General features: G+C 60.0%; 13 protein-coding genes, 1 tRNA gene and 2 rRNA genes (1 of these 16 running past the window's edge). 9 read left to right on the forward strand and 7 right to left on the reverse strand.

From position 1 onward, the window contains the following. Window positions 1–49: 49 nt before the first annotated feature. Window positions 50–271: a hypothetical protein gene (locus MMG94_RS11725; RefSeq protein ID WP_154419793.1), complete on the reverse strand. Its 222-nt coding sequence runs from the start codon at window positions 269–271 to the stop codon at window positions 50–52. Between the two features lie 217 nt (window positions 272–488). On the opposite strand from MMG94_RS11725, the gene MMG94_RS11730 reads away from it, so the two are divergent. From MMG94_RS11730 to rfbD, 7 genes are all read left to right on the forward strand, one after another. Continuing rightward, window positions 489–1,745: an MdtA/MuxA family multidrug efflux RND transporter periplasmic adaptor subunit gene (locus tag MMG94_RS11730; RefSeq protein WP_016920805.1), complete on the forward strand. Its 1,257-nt coding sequence runs from the start codon at window positions 489–491 to the stop codon at window positions 1,743–1,745. Next, window positions 1,742–4,870, forward strand: coding sequence for an efflux RND transporter permease subunit (locus tag MMG94_RS11735; RefSeq protein ID WP_016920804.1), 3,129 nt, complete (start codon window positions 1,742–1,744; stop codon window positions 4,868–4,870). The genes MMG94_RS11730 and MMG94_RS11735 overlap by 4 nt, the downstream gene beginning before the upstream one ends. A 138-nt stretch (window positions 4,871–5,008) precedes the next feature. Further along, window positions 5,009–6,478 (forward strand): MBL fold metallo-hydrolase, encoded by a 1,470-nt coding sequence (locus tag MMG94_RS11740; protein WP_016920802.1) that lies wholly within the window; start codon window positions 5,009–5,011, stop codon window positions 6,476–6,478. Between the two features lie 139 nt (window positions 6,479–6,617). After that, window positions 6,618–7,043 (forward strand): SH3 domain-containing protein, encoded by a 426-nt coding sequence (locus MMG94_RS11745; RefSeq protein ID WP_016920801.1) that lies wholly within the window; start codon window positions 6,618–6,620, stop codon window positions 7,041–7,043. 389 nt (window positions 7,044–7,432) lie between these two features. After that, complete coding sequence (locus tag MMG94_RS11750) at window positions 7,433–7,879, forward strand: hypothetical protein (protein ID WP_016920800.1); 447 nt, start codon at window positions 7,433–7,435, stop codon at window positions 7,877–7,879. A gap of 352 nt (window positions 7,880–8,231) precedes the next feature. Further along, window positions 8,232–9,539 carry a UDP-glucose dehydrogenase family protein gene (locus tag MMG94_RS11755; RefSeq protein ID WP_154419791.1) on the forward strand — a complete coding sequence of 436 codons (1,308 nt, stop codon included), beginning with the start codon at window positions 8,232–8,234 and terminating at the stop codon, window positions 9,537–9,539. Between the two features lie 84 nt (window positions 9,540–9,623). Beyond that, on the forward strand, window positions 9,624–10,514 hold the full coding sequence (rfbD, locus tag MMG94_RS11760) for a dTDP-4-dehydrorhamnose reductase (RefSeq protein ID WP_016922114.1): 891 nt from the start codon (window positions 9,624–9,626) through the stop codon (window positions 10,512–10,514). On the opposite strand, the gene MMG94_RS11765 is transcribed toward rfbD, so the two are convergent. Further along, on the reverse strand, window positions 10,503–12,938 hold the full coding sequence (locus tag MMG94_RS11765; protein WP_016922113.1) for a rhamnosyltransferase WsaF family glycosyltransferase: 2,436 nt from the start codon (window positions 12,936–12,938) through the stop codon (window positions 10,503–10,505). The genes rfbD and MMG94_RS11765 overlap by 12 nt on opposite strands. A gap of 136 nt (window positions 12,939–13,074) precedes the next feature. Here MMG94_RS11765 and MMG94_RS11770 point away from each other — a divergent pair, with 136 nt between their 5' ends. Then, window positions 13,075–13,728, forward strand: coding sequence for an ABC transporter ATP-binding protein (locus MMG94_RS11770; protein WP_016922112.1), 654 nt, complete (start codon window positions 13,075–13,077; stop codon window positions 13,726–13,728). After that, on the forward strand, window positions 13,721–14,992 hold the full coding sequence (locus MMG94_RS11775) for a KpsE/RkpR family capsule polysaccharide export protein (RefSeq protein WP_016922111.1): 1,272 nt from the start codon (window positions 13,721–13,723) through the stop codon (window positions 14,990–14,992). The genes MMG94_RS11770 and MMG94_RS11775 overlap by 8 nt, the downstream gene beginning before the upstream one ends. Before the next feature lie 30 nt (window positions 14,993–15,022). Here the strand turns inward: MMG94_RS11775 and MMG94_RS11780 are convergent, their stop codons facing one another. From MMG94_RS11780 to MMG94_RS11800, 5 genes are all read right to left on the reverse strand, one after another. Next, a complete protein-coding gene (locus tag MMG94_RS11780; protein WP_016922110.1) occupies window positions 15,023–16,321 on the reverse strand; it encodes a KpsE/RkpR family capsule polysaccharide export protein in 1,299 nt (432 codons plus the stop codon). A 131-nt stretch (window positions 16,322–16,452) separates the two neighbouring features. Then, window positions 16,453–17,919: a glycosyltransferase family 2 protein gene (locus MMG94_RS22145; protein WP_081495756.1), complete on the reverse strand. Its 1,467-nt coding sequence runs from the start codon at window positions 17,917–17,919 to the stop codon at window positions 16,453–16,455. 711 nt (window positions 17,920–18,630) lie between these two features. Continuing rightward, window positions 18,631–18,707: transfer RNA gene (locus MMG94_RS11790), tRNA-Met, on the reverse strand. 118 nt (window positions 18,708–18,825) lie between these two features. Next, window positions 18,826–18,941 (reverse strand): 5S ribosomal RNA (rrf, locus tag MMG94_RS11795). Window positions 18,942–19,094: 153 nt separating this feature from the next. Then, a 23S ribosomal RNA gene (locus MMG94_RS11800) occupies window positions 19,095–21,974 on the reverse strand; it runs 67 nt beyond the window's last position.

Consider the following 21,974-nt stretch of genomic DNA (forward strand, 5'->3'; position numbering starts at 1 on the left):
TCTTCCCAAACGCTGCTCTTTTTGAGATTCCAGCCGCCTGATTGGTCCCTCAGAGAAAGCCCGACGCTGTTACGAAACTCAGCGCGACAATTCGTTCGGCCCCTATCCAGGCCGCGAAGGCGCGCGACAACAGCTCTGCTGCAAGACAGGTCGCGATCAAAAAGAAGAGAAGCACGACGAAGACGTCGGCGATCAAATGCTCCTCAGCGAAACGGCGCCGTTCCACATTCAAGCAGATCACCTTGCCGCTCTCGTGACCAAATCGAGCCATGAGGGTCTCCAGATGCATCGCGAGCTAAAATCATATCATGTTTGTAGATTTATGAAAGCGCTTTTCTCCCAGACCAATTTTTTCCGCTTAAAACCCAAAAGCCGACCGAATTCCTCAATCGATTGATCGCTCTGTCGCCGGACATATCGGTCGCAGCCTTGCTATTTTTCTATCACTTAGATAGATTTTATCCTCTTCATCATGAGGCCATCTGACGATGAGTTCAGACATCGCCGCGACGGACAGGCGCGCTCCCGGTCAGCCGAAACTGCATATTTCGCGCCGTCTCGTCATCCAAATTGCGTTGTTCGCGGCCTTTGCCGTCGCCGTGAGCTACGGCTACGCCAAGTTCGGCAACAGCGCCAAGGAAGCGGCTATCTCCGGTAAAGGACCGGGTCGCGGCCAGCCGACCCGCGTCGCCGCGGCGACAATTGCAAAGGGAGATCTGCCGGTCATCCTAACCGGGCTCGGCACGGTCACCCCTTCCGCCACGGCGGTGGTGAAAACGCGCATTTCCGGCCATCTTGTCGGCGTCGATTTCACAGAAGCGCAATATGTGAAGGCGGGAGACGTGTTGGCGAATGTCGACCCGCGCCCCTACCAGCTCGCGCTCGCTCAGGCCGAAGGCCAACTGCAAAAGGATCTGGCGCTTCTCCAAAACGCCGAGCGCGACCTTGGTCGTTACGAGAGTTTGATCCGTAGGATGAAGGACGTGATCTCCGCCCAACAGGTTGATGGACAGAGAGCTCTGATCAACCAGTATAAAGGGACGGTCGCGATAGACCGCGCGCTGGTCGAACAGGCGCGCCTCAATCTTGCTTATTGCAAGATCGTTTCGCCAATCGACGGTCGCGTGGGGCTACGGCAGGTCGATCAAGGCAATTACGTGCAACCCGGAGACGCCAATGGCGTCGCCGTCGTCACCAAGCTTTCTCCCATCACGGTTGTTTTCACGCTTCCCGAGAGTCAGATCCCCACAGTCCTGAAAAGATCCCGCGCTGGCGAAAAGCTGACCGTCGTCGCTTACGACCATGAGCGATCGATTGAACTCGCGCGCGGATATTTGATCGCGGTCGACAACCAGATCGACGCCGCCTCCGGCACCGTCAAGCTTCGCGCGCAGTTCGCGAATGAAGACGAGCGCCTTTTTCCGAACCAATTCGTCAACGCCGATCTCCAGATCGAGACGCTTCGCGACGTCGCTATCGCGCCCTCGGCGGCGATTCAGCAAGGCGCAAAAGGACCGTTCGTCTACGCCATCCTAACGGACTCGACTGTGCGGGCCCGCTCTGTGAAACTTGGGCCGGCGCAAGGCGAAAAGGTCGTCGTTAACGAAGGCCTCGCGATCGGCGATAAAGTCGTCGTGGAGGGCGCCGACAGGCTGCGTGAAGGCGCGACCGTCACGCTCCCCAGCGCAGAAGAGGAGCCGCGCGGCTCTGGAAGGCGCGCCACAGGCAAGAATGACCCAACGTGAGCGCGTTCGACATCTCGCGACCGTTCATTCTCCGCCCGGTAGCGACCTCCCTTCTCACGGTCGCCATTCTTCTCGCTGGAGCGATATCCTATCGGCTCCTCCCGGTGTCGGCGCTGCCTCAGGTCGACTTTCCGACAATCGAAGTCCGCACTTTCTACCCCGGCGCAAGTCCGGAGGTAATGGCGTCATCGATAACCGCGCCGCTGGAAAGACAACTCGGGCAGATGCCCGGACTGACGCAGATCGCGTCGACAAGTTCGGGCGGCGCGTCGGTCATCACGCTTCAATTCAATCTCAAGCTGACGCTCGACGTCGCTGAACAGCAAGTGCAGGCGGCGATCAACGCCGCGGCGAGCTTTCTGCCGTCAGATCTGCCGGCGCCGCCGATATATGCGAAAATCAATCCGGCGGATGCGCCCGTCCTTACGCTCGCAATCATATCGAAGACGCTGCCCCTGACCGAGGTTCAGCAACTCGCCGACACGCGCATCGCACAGAAAATTTCCCAGCTCTCCGGCGTCGGCCTCGTGGGCGTCAATGGCGGAAACCGACCAGCGGTCGTCGTGCGCGCGAATGTCGCTGCGCTCGCTTCTTACGGTCTGTCGCTCGAAGATCTGCGTGCGTCAATTTCGAACGCCAACGTGAACTTGCCGAAAGGAAACATCGACAGTCCCTCGCAAGAATTCGCTATCGATTCCAATGATCAGCTGAAAAACCCAAGGGATTACGATCAACTCATCGTCGCTGCCCGTAATGGCGGACCTATTCGGCTTCGCGACGTAGCGAAAGTCGTCGCTGGCGCGGAAAATCGTGAGCTTGGCGCATGGAGCGATCTTACGCCCGCCATCGTCCTTTCCGTTCAAAGGCAGCCCGGGGCTAACGTCATCGCTGTCGTCGATCAAATCAAAGCGTTGCTGCCAAGCCTGCAAGCGTCGCTTCCAGGCGCGGTCGAGGTCGCTATCCTGTCGGACCGAACAACGACAATCCGCGCCTCGATCGAGGATGTGCAGGCTGAGCTTCTCTTCGCCGTCTTTCTGGTCATTGGCGTCATCTATCTCTTTCTTCGCAGCTGGCGCGCCACGCTCGTGCCCGGCGTCGCGGTTCCGCTTTCTCTGGTCGGCGCGCTCGCAGCCATGTATCTCTTCGGCTACAGCCTGAACAATCTGACGCTCATGGCGCTCACGATCGCCACGGGATTTGTCGTCGACGACGCCATTGTGATGCTCGAAAACATCGCTCGCTTTCTCGAACAGGGACGCAGCCCCGTGGACGCTGCGCTGGAGGGCGCGCGGGAAATCGGCTTCACGATCGTCTCGCTGACGATTTCCCTGATCGCCGTGATGATTCCGCTGCTTTTCATGGGTGACGTCGTCGGGCGGCTGTTTCGGGAATTCGCCGTCACGCTCTCCGCCACGATCGTTTTGTCGGCAATCGTCTCTCTCACTCTCGCTCCCATGCTATGCAGCAAGCTCCTCATCGAAGGCGACATGCATGGCCACGTCGATAGCCATGCCAAAGAAGCGACCTGGTTCGACTCGGTCATCGACATCTATGGTTGGCTTTTGACGTGCGTGCTCGATCATTCCAGGACGACGCTCGCCGTCTTCGCCATCACGCTCGGCCTTACCGCCGCGCTATATGTAAAGGTCCCAAAAGGCTTTTTTCCGGTTCAGGACACCGGCCTCATTCAGGGCGCGACGATCGGCGAACAGAGCGCGTCTTTCTCCGCCATGGCGACGCGGCAGACGACATTCGTGAAAGCCGCGCTGGAGGATGACGCGGTCGATTCCATTACGTCGATAATTGGCGTCGACGGCGACAACAAGACTCTTAATAGCGGCCGCGTGCTGATCAGATTGAAAGACAGGGAGACGCGCAAAACGCCCGTTATGGAGGTTGTCCGCCGGCTCCAGGCGCGAGCCAGCCATATCGGCGGACTTTCCGTTCTTTTAGAACCCGTCCAAGATCTCACCATTGATTCCGGCGGCGGCCGCGGCGCGTATCATTTCTCTCTGCAGGACGCGAATCCCAATGAACTCGTAACATACACGCAGAAACTTGTTGATCATATCGCCGGACTTCCTCAGTTCGAGGACGTTTCCAGCAGCGCCCAAACCTCGGGACGAGCGCTTTACGTCGAAATCGATCGCGATGCGGCCGCGCGTTATGGCGTCACCGTTTCCACAATCGACAACACGCTCTACGACGCTTTCGGGCAGAGAATCGTATCGACAATTTTCACGCAAACGAGCCAGCGCCGCGTCATACTCGAAGCGGATCAGCGTCACGTCCCGACCGCGGAGGCGCTCGGCTCCTTGCGAGCGCCCGGCGCCGGCGGCGCTGAAGTGCCGCTCGCCTCGCTCGTTTCCATCAAGGAGATGAGCGCGCCGCTGTCGATTGACCATCTCGCTCAATTCCCGGCAACGACGATTTCATTTAATCTTGCCCCTGGCTACGCGCTGGGCGACGCGATTGCAGCGCTTAGACAGGCCCAAAGCGATACGGGCGCGCCGCAGGGCGTCATTACCGTCTTTCAGGGCGCCACCGCGGCCTTTGTATCCTCGGCGACGAGCACGCTGCTGCTCATTCTGGCTGCGATCGTTACGGTCTATATCGTTCTGGGCGTCCTATATGAGAGCTATGTTCATCCACTCACGATTCTTTCGACCTTGCCGTCGGCGGGCGTCGGGGCTTTGCTCGCCCTCATTCTGACCGGCAACGATCTCGGCGTGATTGGCGTCATCGGCATCATTCTGCTCATCGGCATCGTCAAGAAGAACGCCATCATGATGATCGACTTCGCATTGCAGGCGGAACGCGATGAAGGCCTCTCGCCGCGAGACGCCATATACAAGGCGTGCCTTTTGAGGTTTCGCCCGATTCTCATGACGACGCTCGCCGCTTTATTCGGTGCGCTGCCGATGATTGTCGGGGGTGGCGAAGGAGCCGAACTGCGCTTCCCGCTCGGCATGAGCATCGCCGGAGGACTGATCGTCAGTCAAATACTGACTCTGTTTACGACGCCGGTTATCTATCTGGCCTTCGACGGCATGGCGAAACGCATCGGCGCTCGAAAAAATCCGATTGCGGCCGTTTCGGCGCAAAGCAACGAAGAATGCGCCTGAGCGCAGGCATGGTCTATTCGATGGACCGCTTCGCAGACGCTTCAAAATTGATTTTTGCCGAATTGGCGGCGCCCCGGTCTTGACATGGCGGCGTCCTCACGCTTTAATCTACTTATCTACTATGAATAAGGATTAAAGATGCGCACCCTCTTCGCCCTCTACGGTCTGACATCGGCCTTCGCCCTGCTGCCCATCGCCGCCGACGCCGCCTCTTTGCAGGATGCCGCGGCCGCGCTCGGCGCCGACAGCGCCAAATCCCTCGAATTCTCCGGCGCCGGACATTGGTATCAATTCGGTCAAGCGCCTGTCCCGGGCGGGGCGTGGCCGCAATTCGAGGTGAGCAACTATTCGGCGAGCGTCAATTTTGACGCTCCCGCCGCGCGCGTGCTTCTCACCCGGATCCAGACCGTTGAGCCCGGCCGCCGGCGCCCGACGCCCACCGAGCAAAAGCTGTCCTGGTTCGTCAGCGCCGACAAGGCCTGGAACGTCGCGCCGCCGCAGGGCTCGCCCGACGCCGCGCCCGTCGCCACGCCGCAAGCCGCGGCCGTCGAAGAGCGCCTCGTGGAAATTTGGACGACGCCGCAGGGATTTTTGAAGGCCGCGCTCGCCAATGGCGCAAAATCCGAAACATCCGGCGCGGGCGTGCAAATTTCCTTCGCCGCCTCGGGTCATAAATATGAAGGCTTCATCAATTCGGCCAATCAGATCGAATGGGCGCGGAGCTGGATTGACAGTCCGGTGCTCGGCGACACGCTCGTCGAGACGAAATTCTCCGGCTACAAAGATTTCGGCGGCGTGCAATTTCCTGCCGAGTTGACGCGCATCCAGGGGGGATACCCCGTGCTGCATCTCAAGGTCGCGGCCGCCAAGCTCAATCCCGGCGTGGAAATCCCGGTTCCCGAGAACATTGCGGCCTTCAAGGCGTCGGCGCCGACTGTGACCGCCAACAAACTCGCTGACGGCGTTTACTGGCTAAATGGCGGCACACATCATAGCGTCGCCATCGAACAGAAGGACCATGTCGTATTGGTCGAGGCGCCCCTCAACGAAGACCGCTCCCTTGCGCTCATCGCGAAGATCGCGGAGATCGCCCCCAACAAGCCGATCCGATATGTCGTGAACAGCCATGTCCACTTCGACCATTCGGGAGGCCTGCGCACATTTGTCGACGCTGGCGCCACGATCGTGACTCACGAGCTGGACAAACCCTATTACGAGAAAGCGTGGGCCGCGCCTCACACGCTGCGGCCGGATCGCCTTTCACAGTCGAAAAAGGCTGCGATTTTTGAGACCTATGCGGACAAATACACGCTCTCCGACGGCCTGCGCCAGATCGAGGTCCATCGCATCGCCGGCAATGGACATAGCGACGAACTCGCACTCGTTTATCTGCCTGCGGAGAAGATCCTCGTCGAAGCCGACGCCTTCACGCCGACAGCGAAGGACGCGCCCCTGCCGAAATCGCCAAACCCCTATTCGGTGAACCTCTACGAGAATATCCAGAAGCTTAAGCTCGACGTCGCTCAGATCGTCGGGCTCCATGGGCCGCGCGTCGTTGCGTTGGCGGACCTGCGCGCGGCCATCGGACAACCGGTTCTCGCGCAATAGCTACGACGCGCCGCTCCCATATCACTTTCCTTCCTCTGACTTGGGCCGCCCTCGGGGCGGCCTCTTTTCTCATGAAGCGGCCATCATATTCACATGGCTAACGGTCCTCCGTCGGCCCTGGCGTTTCGGGAGACGCATCATGAAACGCGCCCTTTTCATCGCAGCCCTGCTTCTAACGGCCGTGTCGGCCGCCGAAGCCCGTCCGGGCTGCGTTTACACAGACGCCAATCTCTTTACTTCCCCCGCCTATCTCGGCGGGCTCATCGGAACGATCCCAGCGCCCGCACCCGTAGAGGTCGTCCAGCGCGGCCGAAAATGGAGCCTCGTCTCTTATGACGGCGAATCAGGCTATATCCGCTCCAGCCGTCTGTCGCCGAATTCGCGAGCGCGACCCGATCCGCCGCCCGCCGAGTACGAGCAATCGATTGGCGCCGAAACGCCGTTCTGGTCGAGCGCGCCCTGGACGCCTGATTGGAAGAGCCGCACCCACTGGAGCGGACAGAGCCAGATTCCGACAAGCGATCCGGCCTGGTCGGCCTGCGGCGGCGCTCCCATTGGGAGGTAAGTTCCTGAACCGCCGGCATTGCAATCATCCGCCGCTCGCGATGGGGGCGGAGCTACATAGGGCTGCAACGCAATTCTCTCGGCATGCGCACGCAAACAACTGACATCTATTGCATTTAGTTGAAAGCGAAAAATCCTTCCCTCTCCGCCGGCAAATCAGCGCCCGCCTCAACTCACTCTTTGGCGTTGGCGGGACGCGACCCTGACGGCGCATCGCCTATGCCGAATGGCGGACATGGCGTCGTCTGTCGCTCCCATCCAGGTCCAAATCCTGTCACATGCCCGCAAAACCGCGCGTCGCCACGTCAACGCCTCGCTTTTTCCCGCGGAACCTCTTCCGCCCATCGCGGTTTCGACTCGCATCGGCACTTGCAGATAGGCGGGCGCGAGATGAAGCCTCAAACGATCGACGACATTTCCTCGGCTGCGCGCGTGTCGCGGCATCCTTTCCCGGCCTGGATGCTTCGCCGGCGGCGGCTGGAGCGGCTAGCGGAACTCCTCGAAGCCGCCCCGACGCCGGCGCGGCTCTTCGTCACCATGGAATGCTATCCGAGGCGCGATCGGCTCATGCTCCGGCAGGAGGGCTCGCCCCTCTTCGTCGCCTTTGCCGATCCGCTGTTTCGCCGGGAGGGCCTTACAGGCGACAGCGTCGCGGACGGCGTCGCTTTCTTCGGCCTTTCCCTCCGTGAGGCGCATGCGTTGCTCTGCGATTGCGGCTATGGAGGCGTGATGCGGATGGGCGCGCCGCTGAACGGGTTGATCGCCGCGCGGGCCAGACGACTCGCGTCCAAGCGCACATTCGCCGAGTGGCGCGACCGTATCGTCGCATGGATTTAGAAGAGAGAGAGGTTCGACGGGGTTGGGCGCTCGACGTCAGCGCCTCGTCGGCTCGCAGAAAATCCGGCAAACGCGCAACAGGCCAGCTCTAAATGTCGCGCTCATGACGGACGCCGAGGGAGCCGCGCCCTCAGCGGAAGGATTTTTGACGCGTAAACAATTGTTTTAATATCTGCTTCCTGTACGCACCACTTCGTTTTCAACGCTTCCTTTCCACAAGAAATTGTTTTTGAACCGGCTTCATCTCAGCCGCCGGGCATGGAGATTGACAAAAAGCGTTGCGAAATCGATTGAGTGACGCGCCGAACGCGCTTTCAGCGGGTTACGCGCCACGCAAGGGGAATTCGACTCGATGAACATCACGATGATCGGCTCTGGCTATGTTGGCCTTGTATCTGGCGCGTGCTTTGCGGATTTTGGTCACGAGGTGATCTGCGTCGACGCCGACGCGTCCAAGATCGAGCGCCTGAAGCGCGGCGAGATTCCGATCTACGAGCCGGGCCTCGACGAGCTCGTCGCCAATAATGTCCGCCAGAACCGGCTGTCCTTCACCACCGATCTCGGACCCGCCGTGAAAGGCGCCGACGCCGTCTTCATCGGCGTCGGCACGCCCTCGCGGCGCGGCGACGGCCATGCCGATCTGTCCTATGTCTACGCCGCCGCGAAAACCATCGCCGAGGCCCTCGGCGAGACGTTCACCGTCATCGTCAACAAATCCACCGTGCCCGTCGGCACCGGCGACGAGGTCGAGCGCATCATTCGCGAGACGAACCCCAAGGCCGATTTCGCCGTCGTCTCAAATCCCGAATTCCTGCGCGAGGGCGCGGCGATCGAGGATTTCAAGCGTCCCGACCGCGTCGTCATCGGCGTCGAGGATCCGCGCGCCCGCGACGTGATGGAGGAGATCTACCGTCCGCTGTCGCTCAACGCCCCGCCGCTGGTCTTTGTCGGCCGCCGCACCTCCGAGCTCACCAAATACGCCGCCAACGCCTTCCTCGCGACCAAGATCACCTTCATCAACGAGATCGCCGATCTGTGCGAGAAAGTCGGCGCCGACGTGCAGGAGGTCGCGCGCGGCATCGGCCTCGACAAGCGCATCGGCGCCAAGTTCCTGCACGCCGGCCCGGGCTATGGCGGCTCCTGCTTCCCCAAGGATACGCTCGCGCTGATCAAGACCGGCCAGGACGAGGGCGCGAGCCTGCGCATCGTCGAGACGGTCGTGGCGGTGAACGACGCCCGCAAGCGGGCGATGGCGCGCAAGATCATCGTGGCGCTGGGCGGCTCGGTGCGCGGCAAGAAGATCGCGCTGCTCGGCCTCGCCTTCAAGCCGAACACCGACGACATGCGCGACGCCCCCTCGCTCGCCATCGTGGCGTCGCTCGCCGGCGACGGGGCGCAGGTGCACGCCCATGACCCGGAGAGCATGGAGCAGGCCCGGCCGCTCATGCCGGAAGCGACCTTCCACGACGACGCCTATTCGGCGATCGAGGGGGCCGACGCGCTCGCCATCGTCACCGAATGGGACGCCTTCCGCGCGCTCGATCTCGACCGCGTGAAGAACCTCCTCAAACAGCCCATCATCGTCGATCTGCGCAACGTCTACCGCCCCGCCGACCTGCGCAAGCGCGGCTTCACATATGTCAGCGTGGGGCGCAAATAGCGCGTGGCCGGCGCGCCGCTCCCTTGCGGCGCGCCGGCTACGGACATTACAATCCCGCCTTCGCCGTCATACGGAGGCGCGGCCATGACCCTTCGCCTTGCCGTCACGGGACTTAAAGGGCAAGTCGTCAGCGCGCTGATCGAACGGGCGCCGAAAGATGTGGAAATCACTGCGCTTGGCCGCCCCCAGCTCGATCTGGGGCTGCGGCATGCGGTGCTCGCAAATCTCCGGCATGCGGGCTGCGACGCCATTATCAACGCCGCGGCCTATACCGCCGTGGACAAGGCCGAGAGCGAACCCGACGTCGCCATGCGAATCAATGGCGAAGGCGCCGGCCATGTCGCCGAGGCGGCCGCCGGGCTGAAGGTTCCGCTGCTGCATCTATCCACCGATTACGTATTCGATGGCGCGCTCGACAGGCCTTATCGCGAGGACGACGCCACCGGACCGACGGGCGCCTATGGCCGCTCCAAGCTCGCGGGCGAACAACGCATCGCCGCAGTTCACGGCGATCACGTCATCCTGCGCACAGCCTGGGTCTACAGCCCCTTCGGCGCGAATTTCGTGAAGACGATGTTGCGTCTCGGCGAGACGCGGGATGAAGTCGGCGTGGTCGCGGATCAACTGGGCAATCCCACCGACGCACTCGACATTGCGGACGCGCTTCTCCTGCTGGCGCATCGGCTCGTGGCCGATTCTTCTCCGGATTTACGCGGCGTGTTTCATCTTACCGGCGCGGGCGAAGCGAGTTGGGCCGATGTGGCGCAGGCGATTTTCTCGATCGCCGAGAAGGCCGGCCGCCGATCGGTGCGGGTCAGGCGCATCACAACCGCCGACTATCCCACGCCGGCGCGCCGTCCGGCCAATTCTCGGCTGGACAACGCCAAACTCGCGGCGCGCTTTGGCGTCTCCCTGCCGCCCTGGCGCAAGTCGCTCGAAGGCTGCGTGACCCGTCTGCTGAATTCAGACGCGTAAACGGCGCAATCGTTCGGCGAAATCGGCGACGTCGAATATCCCCGCATCCTCCAGATTCGGAACGCGGGGCGCGACGCGCCGCGTCGTCTCGCCGATGCGGGGCTCCATCGCGGCGACCGCCGCCTCCATCGCGTCTGCCAGAGCCGCGGGCTCCAGCAAGTCGAGCGAGACGATATTGTCGAACCGGCGCGTCAAATCCTTCCCTTCGAACTGGTTGGTGATGGTGAGCAGCCCGGCTTCGGCCATTTCAAGCGGCGGATAGCTCGGATGCGGGGAGAGCATGAGCGAAACGCCGACGCTCGCGCGGCTGAGATAATTGGCGTATTCGGCCAAGCTGACCTTGCCGCCGACCGCGGCGTTCTGAACGGGATAGACGAGCGTCTCCGGAAATTCCTCGCCGAGAAAAAGAATGCGCCAGCGGCTAGCGCGGATCGGATCGCGCTGCTGCCAGCGGAAAAGCCCGTCGCAAATCAGTTCGAAGGCGTTACGATTCACATGCGGCCGGCCATAAATGAGCATCAGCCTCTCGCGGGGCGCCGGATCGAGCGCGGCGGAGATCTGCGCATTCATGACGTAAGGTACGCAATAGGCTTCATGGAAGGCGTATTTCCGGCTCATCACCTCATAAAGCTCTTCCGAATTGATCACGGCGATGGTGCGCGCGCCATGTCGATAGGTCGATTCCGCCAGGGCGTAACGGGAGCTGCGGCCCTGGAAATAGGGCTCGTCGTCCTGGATGAGATAGACAAACGGAAGCTCGCCTCCGAAGAGCCGCGCGCGGTCGCGTTCGAGATCGAGCGCGAAAAGCGCTGTCCACCATGCGGTCGCGATGAAGATGTCGCCGGCGCGCAGATCGAGCCGACTGCCGTCGCGCTCATAGGCGTCGACGAGCAGGCGACGGCCGAGATCGAGGCTCGCCGCATGTGGAACCGCTTCGTAATCCGAGAGTCCGTCATAGGCTTCGGGCTCGATGTCGGCGTCGGTCGCAATGATGCGGCGGTCATAATCTTCGCCCAGCGCATCCGCGACTGCAGTGAAAAGCTTGAGGGCGGTGGCGACGCCGCCGAAGATCTGATGCGGATTGACCGTCGGCGTCAGCAGATTGAGACGCGGGCGGAGGTTGCGAGAGGGATAGGCGAGCAGCGGCTTGATTTCGACGATGCCGCGATCCTGCGGCCGGAGCCCGTTGTCGACATTGCCGAGGCAGGGCTGGAACACTTTCAGCCGATGCGACGGAAGGTCCTCGGGACTGACGACGGTCAGCAATGTGTTCTGCATCGGGTAGAGATCGCGCCGGGCGACTTTGAGCCATTCGAAGCCGCTCGACTCCGCGACGATCAGCAATATGCGCTCGATCGCATGGGCGAGCGTGCCGTCGACATGGCCGCCCTCCTCCGGAAAGTCCTGGAACCCGATATCGAGGTCGAGCAGCCGGCGGAAAGCGGCGCTGCGGCCCCAGAACATGGAGCCGGAGGGGAATTCGAGCACCATGTTCTTGTCGATCTCGACGCCCATGCGCTTTGTGAGGGCGCGCGCGAGATCATAATCATAGCCCCAGTTCAATATTCCGCGCAGTTCGAAGAGATGCTGCGGGAAGACGATCCCCATCTTGGGATCGTCGAAAAGCGTCAGGATGGACCGCACAATTTCGGGCGAGCCGAGCAGATGGTCCATGAGATAATCGCGCCAGCGCGCGAGCGCCTCGCCGCCATGGGGAGAGCGCTTTGTGTGAAGATGCACAAAGAGATCGTAATTCGCGTAAACGTCACGAAAGCCGAAGAATTTCGCGGCGATGTCTCTTCCCCGATTGGGGGTCAGGCGAATGTCGACCTTGCCCTTGCGCCATCCGCGCACCGCATCCTCCAGAGCCCGCTTTTTTTCCTCGGTATTGGTCGATAAAAAGAGATCGACCGGACCCGGGATATTTTCGAGCTTTTCCAGGACGAGCGGCAGGATTTCGGGATAGAAGGCGTGGACGATGGCGGCGACCGGGCGCGCCGCGGGCGGCTCGGGCGCGAAGGCGAAAGGGATTTCGAGCGCAAAATCCATTTCATTCGCCGGCCTGCGCGAAGGAACGACGCCGTCCGGTTTGGTCAGCTCATAAGTATGGTAATATGTGATCGCGCGGTCGCGCAGCGGATCGTTTATCGGATTCCGCCGACGGCCGAGCGGAGGATCATAGGTCGCGGCGGTCTGGCGCAAGACGGCGCCGACGGTCTCGCGCAAACCATGCTCACGGAGAAAATGCGGCCCGTCGCGGAGAATGTCCTTGGGCGCGAGAAACACGCCGACGGGCGAATCGACCAGCTTGGCCGCCTCGCGCATCGCCGCGCCATAGAGCGCGACGGGTCCCCGCGACGTCAAAATGACGTATCCATTGCGCAGATGCCGCCGCACCGCCTGAAAAGTGGTTTCTTGTTTCATGCCTTCTTGTCTACTCTAGCCTTGGCCGCAAAGGCCAGCAACGAGACGGCGAGCGTCCGTCATTGATAAGCCAGAATAACCGGCTAACCTCACTTTTCGCTCGCTTGGCGACATTGGACATGATCGAACTCGGGACATGATCGAACTCGAAGACGTTTATAAATATTACAAATCGAATGGGCACCGGAAGGTCGTGCTCAACCATATCAGCCTGGAATTCCAGGCGGGGCGCAGCTACGGCATTCTGGGGGTCAATGGCGCGGGGAAATCGACCCTTGTGCGAATTCTGGCCGGAACGGAACTGCCCAATGGCGGCCGCGTCAGACGAAAAGTAAGAGTTTCCTGGCCTCTCGGCTTCTCCGGCGGACTTCATCCCAAGCTCACCGGACGGGAAAACGTCAAATTCATATCGAGAATCTACGGTCAGGATCCACGCAAGATCATTACTTTCGTGGAGGATTTCGCAGAGGTCGGCGCCTATATGGACGTGCCCATCATGACCTATTCCTCCGGCATGATCGCTCGCCTCGCCTTCGGACTGTCGATGTCGATCGATTTCGACTGCTATCTGATCGACGAGGTGACGGCGGTCGGCGACGCCCGCTTCGCCGCCCGCTGCAAGGAAGAGTTCGACAGGCGCAGAAAAAAGGCCGACATCGTCATGGTGTCTCACGCCATGAGCACGATCAAGGATTATTGCGATCGCGGCATTGTTCTCGCCGGCGGACAGATGCATGTTTTCCGGGATGTCGACGACGCCATCGAACTCTACAAGAAGCTCAATGCCTGATACCGTCGCGCAAAATGCCCAACAGGTCGCCTTCCCCCGCTCGCACGAGGCGATCGGTCCCGACGATGCAGACCGGATCGCAAAAGCCATTTCGCGCGCCTTGCGGCGCGCCGCAAACAGGTCCCGCGCGCCCTCGAGCGTAATCGCGGGGGGCGGTTACGCCGTTCGCCGCGGCGAGAAAGCCTTCCAAAAGGGCCTTTGGGGGAGTTTCGCGTTCTGCGTCATAGCGCCAGTGTTTGTTGCGTCGGTTTACTGGGGTCTCATCGCCAGCAAACAATATCTGACCGAGACCAAATTCGCCCTGCGTGGATCCGAAAGCTCTTTCGCTGCGCTCGGCGTCAGCGGCGGAGACGAAAAGCAGCTCCAAGATTCGCAGGTCGTCACAAATTATATTCTGGGACGTTCGATGGTCTACACGCTCGACAAGAGCATCGACCTGCGGCGCATATTCTCGCGTCCGGGGATCGACTATTTTTCGGGCTTCGACTCGGACGATCCGATCGAAATGCTTGAGAAATATTGGAAGAAACGGGTCGACGCCAGCGTCGATCTGATGTCGGGCATTATCTCGGTTCAGGTGCGCGCCTTCACGCCGGAAGATTCGCTCCTCATCTCTCAGAAAATCATCGACCTCTCCGAAAAGCTCGTTAACGAGATGTCGACGCGCTCGCGGCGCGACGCGCTGGAACAGGCCCAATCCGAGTTGACGCGCGCCGAAGAGCATTTGAAAATCGCGACCGTCAATATGCGCGACGCCCGCAACGCCGAAGGCGTTCTCGATGCGCCGGCGGCGGCGGAAGCCCTCAACAAGATCATCACGAAGCTACGGTTGGATCTGGCGGCCGCGCAGGAAAGTCTGGCCCTGCAGTCAAGCGCGTCGGCGACTCAATCCCCGCAAGTCAAGCTTCTCAACGCGCGCGTGGACAGCTTGAAGAAGCAAATCGCCGAATATACGGCTCAGATCGCGAGCAGGGAGAATAGCGCGACGCTGGCGGATCGCGCCGGCGTTCTTTCCGAACGCCAGGTCGAGCTCGGCCTCGCCCAGCAGCAATATGCGCTGGCCTCGTCGACCTATGAAAGCGCCCGCATCGATCTCGAACGCCAGCGCGCCTATCTCGTTCCTTTCCTGCGCCCGACGCTCGCTGAAAAATCGATCTATCCGCGCCGCTGGATCGAATGGTCGATCATCGTCGCGCCGGCCGTGCTCGGCTGGGCGATTCTCGTTGGTCTGGCCTTCCTCGTCCGCGATCATATGGCGAAGTGACATCGACTTTTCGCAGGACTGGGACAGACATCAGATCAGCTGCTCCTGGATGCTCGCGACGACGAGCGAGATGATCGCCCAGACGATCAGCAGAGCCGCGAAAAGAAGCAGAGTATTGCCGATCACCTTAGGATAAGTCGCCGACTCCGGCATTGTCGGGGTGACGACCGTGACGAGATAGAGTTGCTGGCGTTGAAGCTCCTGACGCGCGCTCTCGTAAGCCGATTGCGAAATCGCATAGAGGCGCTCCGCGAATTGCTCCTCCAGCTTGAGTTTTTCATAGGAGGCGATCTGAGTCGAAACCACATCTGACCCTTGGCTGTCGGTCAATTTTTTCTTCAGGTCGGCGATCTGTTGATCGATGGAGGCGAGGCGGGTGCGCTGGAGCCTCTGGCTCGGCGCATCGCTCGAAAGAGAGGAAGCGAAGGTCGACATCGAATTGACGATCTCGATGCGCTCCATCGTCAGTTTGAAGATCATCTCGCCAAGGCTCGCCGCGCGGGAGCCAGGATCGATCAGGAAATTGTCGTTTCGGAATTGAAGAACTTTCTCACGCGCGTCGGCGAGCTTCTGACGAGAGAGAGAGACTTCGTTTTCGGCGCGTGCGAGCGCGTCGCTACGATTGCGCAGCGTGATTTTGTTCACGAGTTCTTCGCTGAGGCGAACAATGTCCTTGGCGAGATCGAGCGCATTCTCCGGCGCGAAAGCGTCGACGCGTACGGTAAGAATTCCGGAGATCGTGTCGACGCTCGCGGAGATATGGCCAAGCCAATATCGCCAAAGATCTTCGAGATTGGAGTCCTTCGACAGGCGGGAAAAATAGTCTATTCCGGACCCGGCGAACTTCCCCTCGAGATAAGCGCGACCGCCGAGGTCGACGATGATGGCGCGGCTCTTGATATAATTGAGAACCATGAAAGAGTTCTGGACGTCCCGCGAGCCGCCGCCGCCCCCGCCGGTCAGTTTCGCGGCGATGGACGCCGCGTCTAACTTCGACGGCTCCTTCTTCACCGCCTCGCGCACCGTCAACCGGGTTTCGGCGACGTAGCGCCTCGATTGCCAAAGAGCCGTATAGAAAAAAAATAGGACAGTCGGCAGCAAAACCGCGACGATAAAGCTCTTGCGAAGCCAACCGCCGCCCCCGCCGATCGTCGAAACGGCGTCGGAGACGGCCTCGACGCTCTGAGACAGGATTGGGAGTCGGCGCCTGAGATCGTCGCCGAAATTGTTTTGTAGCCCTCGCCGCGCCGCTCCGGGCGTGAGCGCCTTTTGCGTCGCGCGAATCCATCCCAGAAGCTTCGGGGATCTGGGCGGCTCCTGCTTCTTCATATGCCTTTGGCCGGGCCTTCGTCGGGAGAAACTTGCGCCGAAGGGCGCGCGGCGCGATGCGATTCGTTCCTGCAGGCGCTATTTGCGATCATCCAAAAATAATCCCGGCGAGAGCAGGGCGCAACCCGGCCTCAAGGAAGCATTTCCGTCGTCGCATATAGGGAAAGTCCTGGGTGAAAATAGGGATCGTCCCTTATGACTGCGCGCCAACGCTCTAAAAAAAAGCGTCTCTCGCGCGCGTATACCTGCTGAAGCCGCAATCCTCCGCCGCGACTGGCGGACTGATGATGAATAAGAACGACTTGCGAATGACAGATGGTCCGCCATCCGCGCTCGCCGAGGCGCAGGCAGAGATCGACGTCGTTGAGATCCACAGGAAGATTGACCTCGTCGAAACGCCCGGCCGCGTCGAATTTTTTTCGCTCGACCATCATGCATGCCGCCGTGACGGCGGAAACTTCATGCGGCGCGAGATTACGGCCCCACCACCCCGGCGCTTTTTCGTCGAGACCGGCGCCGAAATGGCCCGCGACGCCGCCCATGCCCAAAAGCACGCCCACATGCTGCGTTTTCCGGTCCGGGTAGAGGAGCTTGGCGCCGACTGCGCCAACTTTCGGGTCGCGGGCGAAATAAAGCAGCCGTTCGATCCAGTCCGGCGTGACGATCTGCGTGTCGTTATTCAGAAAAAGAAGGAACTCGCCATCGCAGGCCTGCGCGCCCGCATTGCTCAGCGTGGAGAAATTGAATTCTCCAGGTATTTTGACGACTTTCAAGCGATCAAAGGTCGCTTCAATATCCCGAATCAGTTCGAGGGTCCGCGGTTCGACGCTATCATTATCGACGAGGACCACATCGAAATTCGAATACGCCGTCCGCTCGAAAAGGCTCGCCAGGCAAGCCTCGAGAAGGTCGGCCTTGTCCCGCGTCGGGATGACGATGCTGACCGATGGTCGCGCGTCTCTGCAAATCGCTTCAAATTGCGCAGGCGTCGGAGCGGGAGCCGCCGGGAATTCGAACAGAGGCAGCCGCAGAGCGCCGACCTCGTGCGGCGATAACCCATCAACGACCCGGTCTGCAGACATGTCGTCTTGGCGAGCGCCCGCAAGCGCCGCGCGAACGAAGGCCGCGCGACCGATATAAGGCTGCGAGAGATGAAGAGTTGGGCTCCACCCTGGCTTCAATACGGGTTTCCAGCCGGCGTAATCTGAGCAAATCTCGTCGCAATAGGCCAGTTGATGCGACGGAAATCTGGAAAAATATGCGTCGAAACAGGCGACGGCGTTGGGGCGGACGAGATCCCCGGCGCGCAGCCAGGCGACGAAATCTGTCGGGAGCGGGTTTTCGTCCGGCCGGAATTGGGCTCGACCCGTCCAATCGGCCACACGCGCGCGCGCGTAGATCTTTGGTCGCGCCTTCCAAACGCACGCGCCACTGGTCGGAGGACTGTCCCTGGATCGACGCGCAGGTTGCGTCGACTTCTTGCGCCGACGCGCCCGCAACGTCGACAAAAAACCAGAAATGGGGCCGAGCGCCGGAATAGTCGGTCGGTCTTGCCGGGAGTTCGCGGTCAAGATGGCGTCGCGCGCGCCAGGCGGCATAGGCGTCGAGCGGCTCTCCACCCAAGGCCCAGCGCCAATTGAGGTCCGCTTCTTCCTCTAAACCGACCCATCCGGCGGCGACGGCGAAGAAAAGTCGCTTGGGAGAGCGACGCAGGCGACGAATCACGTCCAGACAGCGGGCCCTTCCCATCTCCACAAGGTCGAATTCAAAGCGGCCAGGCCGATTGGTCGGGCTGATCCAGACGTCTTTGCATCCGCGTGGCGATCGGATGATCGCCACGCCCAGACCGTCGACCGGCGCCGGGAGAATATGATCTCGGTAGGACGCCTCTCCAAGCCAAAAGCGTAAAATCGGCCGCGTGGGCGGGTCGCAATTTCGCGAAGCGTAGGAGAGTTGCAGGAAGCGCGCACGCTCAATTTGAAGCGTGGGATCAATCCCCAGCCAGGGCTCGGAACTCAAAGCGACGAAGGAGGACCCCTCCCTCGCGACGTCTTTCCGGAGCTCCAGACACGCGGGGCGTTCTAGGAGGCGAGACGTTTTGGGTGACAACATTGCCCCTGGGTCGCGTCAACCGGCGAGCCGGCCAAGTCAGAATCGAGCGCAACTGGACTGACGGAGGAGCGAAAATCTTCAAGAAAAGATTAATCGCGAACAAACCACCTGCTGGAACGAAATTACGCGGCCCCACCGACAAGGTCAACGACCGGCGCGTAAGTCACAATCTGCGCTTATAATCTGGAAAGCCATCCTGGATGCGGGGGTAGGATTTGAACCTACGACCTTCAGGTTATGAGCCTGACGAGCTACCGGGCTGCTCCACCCCGCGGCAGGGAGCGAATAGGGCGTGGCGACTGGCGAATAGTTTGGTCTACTCGCTATTCGCCACTCCCTATTCGCTTGCCGTTTTTTTGCGAGATCGTTGAAGAGGAGGATGTGTTTGGCAGGCCTGGCGACGACCTACTCTCCCAGGTCTTGAGACATAGTACCATTGGCGCGGAAGCGTTTGACGGCCGAGTTCGGGATGGGATCGGGTCTGATCGCTTCGCCGAGGGCCACCAGGCCGGCGAAACACATTTCGAAGCAAGAGGGGCAGTCGGCAGTCGGGCTTCGGCAGTCGATTTCCGACTGCCTACTGCCGATTGCCGAAGCCCGCTATGGTCTTTCTATTTGTTTTTTTGCCATCGCCGTTTGCGATGGGCGTTGATAAATGAGAGCGATCAAGCCGATCGAGCTATTAGTACCGGTAAGCTACGCAGGTCGCCCTGCTTCCACACCCGGCCTATCAACGTGGTCGTCTTCCACGGCTCTCGAGGGAGAACTGGTTTTGAGGTGGGTTTCCCGCTTAGATGCATTCAGCGGTTATCCCGTCCATACATAGCTACCCTGCACTGCGGCTGGCGCCACAACAGGTCCACCAGAGGTATGTTCATCCCGGTCCTCTCGTACTAGGGACAAATCCTCTCAATTCTCCGACACCCACGGCAGATAGGGACCGAACTGTCTCACGACGTTCTGAACCCAGCTCACGTACCACTTTAATCGGCGAACAGCCGAACCCTTGGGACCTTCTCCAGCCCCAGGATGTGATGAGCCGACATCGAGGTGCCAAACAACCCCGTCGATATGGACTCTTGGGGGTTATCAGCCTGTTATCCCCGGCGTACCTTTTATCCGTTGAGCGATGGCCCACCCACTCGGGACCACCGGATCACTATGACCGACTTTCGTCTCTGCTCGACTTGTCTGTCTCGCAGTCAGGCAGGCTTATGCCATTGCACTCGACGAGCGATTTCCGACCGCTCTGAGCCCACCATCGCGCGCCTCCGTTACTCTTTGGGAGGCGACCGCCCCAGTCAAACTGCCTACCATGCATTGTCCCGGACCCGGATGACGGATCGCGGTTAGACATCCATGACGATAAGGGTGGTATTTCAAGGGTGGCTCCACCAGAGCTGGCGCCCCGGCTTCAAAGCCTACCACCTATCCTACACATGCCGACACGAATGCCAATGCAAAGTTACAGTAAAGGTGCACGGGGTCTTTCCGTCTGACCGCAGGAACCCCGCATCTTCACGGGGAATTCAATTTCACTGAGCTGACGTTGGAGACAGCGGGGAAGTCATTACGCCATTCGTGCAGGTCGGAACTTACCCGACAAGGAATTTCGCTACCTTAGGACCGTTATATTTACGGCCGCCGTTTACCGGGGCTTCAATTCAAGGCGTGAACCTCTCCTCTTAACCTTCCGGCACCGGGCAGGCGTCAGACCCTATACGTCATCTTGCGATTTCGCAGAGCCCTGTGTTTTTGTTAAACAGTTGCCACCCCCTGGTCTGTGCCCCTCCCACCTGCTTGCGCAGATAGAAGGCCTCCTTATCCCGAAGTTACGGAGGTAAATTGCCGAGTTCCTTCAACGTCATTCTCTCAAGCGCCTTGGTATGCTCTACCAGTCCACCTGTGTCGGTTTCGGGTACGGTCTGATGCGGAGGCTATTTCCTGGCGCGAGTTCACTGCCCGGACAATCCAGTAAGTCCAGACAATCTACCCCACGCGTCACCATCCGCTGGCTCACGAATATTAACGTGATTCCCATCGACTACGCCTTTCGGCCTCGCCTTAGGGACCGGCTAACCCTGCGAAGATTAACTTTACGCAGGAACCCTTGGACTTTCGGCGACACTGTCTTTCACAGTGTTTCTCGTTACTCATGTCAGCATTCGCACTTCCGATGCCTCCAGAGCGTCTCACGACTACTCCTTCACAGGCTTACGGAACGCTCCGCTACCGCTCACCCTTGCGGATGAACCCAAAGCTTCGGCTCGCAGCTTGAGCCCCGTTACATCTTCGGCGCGAGAACCCTTATTTAGACCAGTGAGCTGTTACGCTTTCTTTAAAGGATGGCTGCTTCTAAGCCAACCTCCTGGTTGTTTTGGGATTCTTACATCCTTTCCCACTTAGCTGCGAATTGGGGGCCTTAGCTGTTGGTCTGGGTTGTTTCCCTCTCCACGATGGACGTTAGCACCCACCGTGTGTCTCCCGCACAGTTCTTCCAGGTATTCGGAGTTTGGTTGGGTTTGGTAAGTCTGTGGGACCCCCTAGCCCATCCAGTGCTCTACCCCCTGGAGAATACATGCGAGGCGCTACCTAAATAGCTTTCGCGGAGAACCAGCTATTTCCGAGTTTGGTTGGCCTTTCACCCCTAACCACAAGTCATCCGAGTCTATTTCAACAGACACCGGTTCGGTCCTCCAGTGCATGTTACTGCACCTTCAACCTGCTCATGGCTAGATCACTCGGTTTCGGGTCTAAAGCAACGAACTGAACGCCCTGTTCAGACTCGCTTTCGCTGCGCCTACGCCTACCGGCTTAAGCTTGCTCGTTACTTTAAGTCGCTGACCCATTATACAAAAGGTACGCCGTCACCCAGGACGAACCTTGGGCTCCGACTGTTTGTAGGTATCCGGTTTCAGGGACTGTTTCACTCCCCTCGTCGGGGTGCTTTTCACCTTTCCCTCACGGTACTTGTTCACTATCGGTCGCTGAGGAGTACTTAGGCTTGGAGAGTGGTCTCCCCATGTTCAGACAGGATTGCACGTGTCCCGCCCTACTCGTATCTCTCAATCTTCGAAATCCCTACGGGGCTGTCACCCGCTATGGCCCGACTTTCCAGACGGTTCGAGTTGGAAGATCAAAAGCGTTGGCCTGGTCCGCGTTCGCTCGCCACTACTAACGGAGTCTCGTTGATGTCCTTTCCTCCGGTTACTTAGATGTTTCAGTTCACCGGGTTCGCTTTTATGACCTATGGATTCAGTCATAAATACCTTCTCATGATCTCTGTTAGTCCAAAGACATCGCGTTTTTGCGCCGCAAGCGGCGCGCCCCTCGCATTGGCTCGGCGTCGCGTTCGCTCCTAGCGCCGCTTGCGCGACGCCGGGGCCAAAGCCCGCCGTTCCCCTTCAAGGAACACGATGACGTTGATCCTGCGCTGTGCGCGCAGATCAAACTCTTCGGAATAACAGAGATCGAAGGTGGGTTTCCCCATTCGGAAATCCGCGGATCAAAGGTTGTTCGCACCTCCCCACGGCTTATCGCA

Origin of the sequence: Methylocystis parvus OBBP (assembly GCF_027571405.1) — a bacterium.
GTDB classification, from domain to species: domain Bacteria; phylum Pseudomonadota; class Alphaproteobacteria; order Rhizobiales; family Beijerinckiaceae; genus Methylocystis; species Methylocystis parva.